The sequence below is a fragment of the Dietzia sp. DQ12-76 genome (genome assembly GCF_014145045.1).
GTDB lineage: Bacteria > Actinomycetota > Actinomycetes > Mycobacteriales > Mycobacteriaceae > Dietzia.
On record NZ_JAALDV010000128.1, the window covers coordinates 1 to 2,273 of the forward strand.

Consider the following 2,273-nt stretch of genomic DNA (forward strand, 5'->3'; position numbering starts at 1 on the left):
CCGCGGACGCCGTCGCCGACGCCATCGACGCCGTCGCGGCCACCGACGAGACCGACGACGCCACCGAGTCCGAGGACGCCGCCGGGTCCGACGAGGCCGATGCCCCCACCGAGGCGGCGGCGCCCGCGATCGACCCCGTCATCGCCTTCAAACGTCAGCTCCGCAAGCTCCCCGGCGACTGGTTCGTCATCCACTCGTACGCGGGCTACGAGAACAAGGTCAAGGCCAACCTCGAGACGCGTGCGGTCACCCTCGGGGCCGAGGACAAGATCTACCAGGTCGAGGTCCCGATCGAGGAGTACACCGAGGTCAAGAACGGCCAGAAGAAGGTCGCCAACCGTAAGGTCCTGCCCGGGTACGTGCTGGTCCGCATGGACCTGGACGACGAGTCGTGGGGCGTCGTCCGCAACACCCCCGGGGTCACCGGATTCGTCAGTGCGACCGGGGGCGCGGCCGGAGCGCCCACCCCGCTCTCCCTGAGCGACGTGGCCAAGTTCCTGGCCCCCAAGCCGGAGAAGAAGGCCGCCGCCCCCGGCGGCGAGGCCGAGGGTGGCCTGGTCCCGCAGGCCGTCGAGGTGGAGTTCACGGTCGGCGAATCGGTCACCGTCATGGACGGCCCGTTCGCCACCCTTCCCGCCAGCATCTCGGAGGTCGATCCGACCTCGCAGAAGCTCAAGGTGCTCGTCTCCATCTTCGGTCGCGAGACCCCGGTGGAGCTGGGATTCTCCCAGGTCGAGAAGATCGACTGACGCTCCCGGTCACCCGGACGCCCCCGCCTCGTGCACACCGCGCGTGGCGGGTCGCGTCGTTACGGCCGCGATTAGGGATCAACCCGATCCCGCGCGTAGAATCCCCAAGGTTGCGCGTGCGCGCACACGACAGTCGGCCTCCCACGTGTACAGCGTGGAGCCGAGATCCAGTCGAAGAATCAGGAAGACTGAGGAAGACGATGCCTCCCAAGAAGAAGAAGGTCTCAGGGCTGATCAAGCTCCAGATCAACGCCGGCGCAGCCAACCCGGCACCGCCCGTCGGCCCCGCTCTGGGTGCCCATGGTGTGAACATCATGGAGTTCTGCAAGGCCTACAACGCCGCCACCGAGAACCAGCGCGGAAACGTCGTGCCGGTCGAGATCACGGTCTACGAAGACCGTTCGTTCGACTTCAAGCTCAAGACGCCGCCGGCCGCCAAGCTCCTGCTCAAGGCCGCGGGCCTGCAGAAGGGGTCGGGCACGCCGCACTCCGCGAAGGTCGGCAAGGTCTCCATGGACCAGATCCGCGAGATCGCCCAGACCAAGATGGAAGACCTCAACGCCAACGACGTCGACCAGGCCGCGAAGATCATCGCCGGCACCGCCCGCTCCATGGGCATCACGGTCGAGGCCTGACCTCCACCACCACACATCACCGTGGGAGGGCAGCTCAGGCCCGCACCACACCCGACCGTCGCGGTAACCATGCGACAGGAATGGAAATCTCATGAGCAAGAACAGCAAGGCCTACAAGGCCGCAGCTGCGAAGGTCGACCGCACCAAGCTGTACTCGCCTCTGGATGCCCTGGCCCTGGCCAAGGACACCTCCTCGACGAAGATGGACGCCACCGTCGAGGTCGCCATGCGACTTGGCGTCGACTCCCGCAAGGCGGACCAGATGGTCCGTGGCACCGTCAATCTTCCGAACGGCACCGGTAAGACCGCCCGCGTCATCGTCTTCGCCGCGGGCGAGAAGGCCACCGAGGCCGAGGCCGCCGGTGCTGACGTCGTGGGCTCCGACGACCTCATCGAGCGGATCCAGGGCGGCTGGCTGGACTTCGACGCGGCGATCGCCACCCCGGACCAGATGGCCAAGGTCGGCCGTGTGGCCCGCGTGCTGGGCCCGCGTGGCCTCATGCCCAACCCCAAGACGGGCACGGTCACCATGGACGTGACCAAGGCCGTCAGCGACATCAAGGGCGGCAAGGTCACCTTCCGCACCGACAAGGCCAACAACCTGCACTTCATCGTGGGTAAGGCATCGTTCTCCACCGAGCAGCTCACGGAGAACTACCAGGCCGCGATCGACGAGGTCCTGCGCCTCAAGCCGTCCTCGTCCAAGGGCCGCTACCTGCAGAAGATCACCGTCTCCACCACGACCGGTCCCGGTATCCCGGTCGATCCCTCGGCGATCTCCAAGCTCCTCGAGGCGGGCGCCGACTCCCAGTGAGTTGATCTCGCGCCCGCAGGGCCCCGTGACCGGATTCCGGCGCGGGGCCCGCGGCATTTCGAGGCGGCGGCCGCC

3 protein-coding genes are annotated in these 2,273 nt (G+C 67.5%); all 3 read left to right on the plus strand.

Annotated features, from left to right (window positions below):
• Positions 1-749 (plus strand): transcription termination/antitermination protein NusG (gene nusG / locus G6019_RS05630; RefSeq protein ID WP_241725893.1); only part of this gene is annotated, 749 nt, incomplete at its 5' end.
• Between the two features lie 200 nt (positions 750-949).
• Positions 950-1,384, plus strand: a complete 435-nt coding sequence (gene rplK, locus G6019_RS05635; RefSeq protein WP_017838122.1) for a 50S ribosomal protein L11 — start codon at positions 950-952, stop codon at positions 1,382-1,384.
• A 91-nt stretch (positions 1,385-1,475) separates the two neighbouring features.
• A complete protein-coding gene (gene rplA, locus G6019_RS05640) occupies positions 1,476-2,198 on the plus strand; it encodes a 50S ribosomal protein L1 (RefSeq protein WP_182612321.1) in 723 nt (240 codons plus the stop codon).
• The last annotated feature ends 75 nt before the right edge of the window (positions 2,199-2,273 follow it).